Source organism: Sandarakinorhabdus sp., from assembly GCF_031422795.1.
GTDB lineage: Bacteria > Pseudomonadota > Alphaproteobacteria > Sphingomonadales > Sphingomonadaceae > Sandarakinorhabdus.
On the sequence record NZ_JANPML010000194.1, the window covers coordinates 1 to 3,118 of the forward strand.

Sequence of the window (3,118 nt, forward strand, 5' to 3'; positions counted from 1 at the left end):
GCTACGAGGGCGGAGAGAAAAAATTGGGGGGAAATGGTGGACGCGGCAGGGATTGAACCTGCGACCCCTGCGATGTCAACACAGTGCTCTACCACTGAGCTACGCGTCCACGGGAAGGCGCCTGTTAGTGGCATCGGCCCCGGTTGGCAAGTGCTGCCAGAACGCGGCCACGACTTTGGCGCGTCATTTGTCGCCTTGGCAGCAGCGCCCGCACGTGCTTGGGCAAATGCCATGCGATTTTCCGCTTCTGCAGCCGGGCAGCCGGCCTGGACTCTGACCGGTGATGCCGATGGCCGCTGGCCGCTGCTGCTCACTTCGCCGCACAGTGGCCGGCACTATCCGCCGGCGCTGCTGGCGGCTTCGCGGCTGCCGCTGTCACAGCTGCGCCGCTGTGAAGATGCGTTCGTTGATGCGCTGCTGGAGGGTATTTCCGGCGTGCCGGTGCTGGCCGCCACCCATGCCCGCAGCTGGCTTGATCTCAACCGCCGGGCTGATGAACTGGATCCGGCGATGTTTGATGCGCCGCTGGCAGTGCCGGTGGCCGCCACAGAGCGCGTGGCGGCAGGGCTGGGCGTGATCCCGCGGCTGGCAGGCCATGGCCTTGATATCTATGCCCGGGCGCTGCCGGCGAACGAGGCGGCAGCGCGGCTGGCCCGGCTGCATGCGCCCTGGCATGCCGAAATCAGCCGCATCCTGCACGCCGCGCACGCGGGCCACGGCGCGGCACTGCTGATTGATTGCCACTCGATGCCGTCACCCAGCGGGCCGCGGCCGCCGCAGATCGTGCTGGGTGATTGCCACGGCACCAGCGCGCATCCCGCCATCGTGCAGGCCATCGAGGATCATTTCGCCCAAGCTGGCTGGCGGGTGGCGCGCAATGTGCCTTATGCCGGCGGCTACACCACGCACCATCATGGCCAGCCCGGCGCCGGCATCCACGCCGTTCAGATCGAGATTGACCGGGCCCTGTATCTTGATGGCCATCGCCTGACCCTGCACGCCGGCGCCAGCAAAGTACGCACCGCGATGACCGCGCTGGTGCAGCAGCTGCTGGCCGATTGGCCGCGCCTGATCGGCCAGCCCCGACCTGGCCAGTTGTGGGCGCAAGCCGCCGAATAAAATGGGCGAATAACGAAAAGGCCGCGCTGGTGGGGGCAACCAGCGCGGCCAGATCGGAACCTGTTGCGGGTCCTCGGAGGTGGCAGGTATTGCCACGGGCGACCACCGATCGAGGGGGGTGTCGGTGCCGCCGTTTCCATGATTTGGGGTCGCTCCAGCGGCTTTCAAGTGCCACTGGAGCGATTTTGTCGGCTTTTAGAAGGCGACGCGCAGCGACACCCGGATGTCGCGGCCGAACAGCGGCGCCACATCCTTCAGGAAGCTCGTATGGCGACGAGCTTCGACATCAAAGATGTTGTTGGCCTGCACCATCAGCGTGGTCGGCGCTTCTACACCAAACGGCTTCCACGAAACGCTGGCGTTGACCAACGAGAAGGCGGCGGTGCGGGTTTCAAAACCGGCGGTGCGATCCTGCGCCGTCACATGCTCGATCTCGAGCCGGCCACCGACCACGCCGCCGGTCGCTTCGATGCCGCCGATCATGCGCAGCGGCGGAATGCGCGGCACGGCACCGCCGCCGGAAAGCAGGGTGGCGCGCGTGTAATCGAGCAAGCCGGTGACATCGATGCGGGTGCTGCCCAGCTGGGCAATTTTCACCCCGGCTTCGACTTCGATGCCCCAGAAGGTGGCATCGGCCTGACCATATTGGAACACGGGCAGCTCATCTTCTTCCGTCCCGGTCGGACCCAGGAAGATATAATTGTCAAAGCGGTTGACGAAGGCCGACAATTCCAGCCGCCAGCCGGTCCCGCGCCCGCGCAACACGGCTTCGGCACCCAATTGGCGTTCCTTGCGGAAATCCGGGTTGCCGATTTCAAAGGCGCGGGTGGCGGCGTGGGCGCCGTTGGCGAACAATTCTTCCGCCGATGGGGCGCGTTCGGTGCGGGCACCACTCAGGGCAAAGCGGAAACCGCTGCCCAGATCGACCGAGCCGCCCACCGAGAAGGAGAAGGCGTTGAACGTCCGCTCCCGGCCGATTTCGGCTGATTTCACATTGGCATGTTCAAAGCGGGCGCCGCCTTCCAGCCGCACCGCGCCCAGATCGAATTCCTGCAACGTGAAAAGGCCGAACTGGCGGGTTTGGTTGGCCGGGATATAGGCTTCTTCGCCCACGGCGCGGAAATTGCGGCTGAAATACTGCACGCCGGTGGCGCCCTGCCAGCCATCGACATTGGCCTGCACCAGTTCGATGCGGCCTTCCCAGCTCTTGTTGAAGAAGCTGGTGCCAATCTCGCCATTGGGTTCGATTTCGTCGTGGCGGTAATCGGCCCAGCCACCGCGCACACGCACTTCCTTGAAGGCACCGGCCAGCGGCACCGCGCCGCGCACGTCCACCCTTGTCTGCCGCATGTCGAGCGTGATGCCCTCGTGGCCATGCTCCTCCTCGCCTTCGTGTGCCTCTTCGTGGCCCAGTTCGAGGCCGTTCGGGATGCCGTAGCGGTTTTCGAGATGGCTCACCGCCACACCGAAGTTGGCGCCATTCTCGCCAATCCAGGCGATGCTGCCGGCAACATCCCAGGTGCGGGCGTTGGTGTTGTCCAACCGCCCGCGCGCCTGCGCGTCTTCGGCCACTTCGCCGCCTTCTGCGGCAGCCGCGGCGCGCAGATTTTCACTGAAAACAAAGCCACCAGTACGATAATTGTCGGATTCAAAGAAACTGCCGTCGAGGTGGGCAACGAAGCCCGCCCCCAGCGGCACGTTGACCGCCGCCGCCAAATTGCGTTCCGTTGCCGCCGATCCAAATCCGGCGCTGGCATCGATGTGCGGGCCGCCTTCCGGCACTTCGCGGGCGATGCGCAGGTCGCGCATGTTGACGACACCGCCGATGGCACCCGAACCGAACAGCAGCGCCGCCGGCCCACGCAGGATTTCGATGCGATCAGCCAGCAACGGGTTGGCGGCCACCGCGTGATCGACCGAGGTGTTGGACACGTCGAAACTGCCGATGCCATCGGTCAGCACGCGCACGCGTTCATTATCAAGGCCGCGCAGGATCGGG

The 3,118-nt window shown here is 65.4% G+C and carries 2 protein-coding genes and 1 tRNA gene; 1 reads left to right on the top strand and 2 read right to left on the bottom strand.

Annotated features, from left to right (window positions below):
* Positions 1-34: 34 nt before the first annotated feature.
* Positions 35-109, bottom strand: a tRNA-Val gene (locus tag RMO81_RS07400).
* A 122-nt stretch (positions 110-231) separates the two neighbouring features.
* Between RMO81_RS07400 and RMO81_RS07405 the strand changes: the two genes are divergently transcribed.
* Positions 232-1,119: an N-formylglutamate amidohydrolase gene (locus tag RMO81_RS07405; protein WP_310475169.1), complete on the top strand. Its 888-nt coding sequence runs from the start codon at positions 232-234 to the stop codon at positions 1,117-1,119.
* Between the two features lie 195 nt (positions 1,120-1,314).
* Here the strand turns inward: RMO81_RS07405 and RMO81_RS07410 are convergent.
* Positions 1,315-3,118: TonB-dependent receptor domain-containing protein (locus tag RMO81_RS07410; RefSeq protein ID WP_310475170.1), on the bottom strand; the 1,804-nt coding region annotated here is incomplete at its 5' end.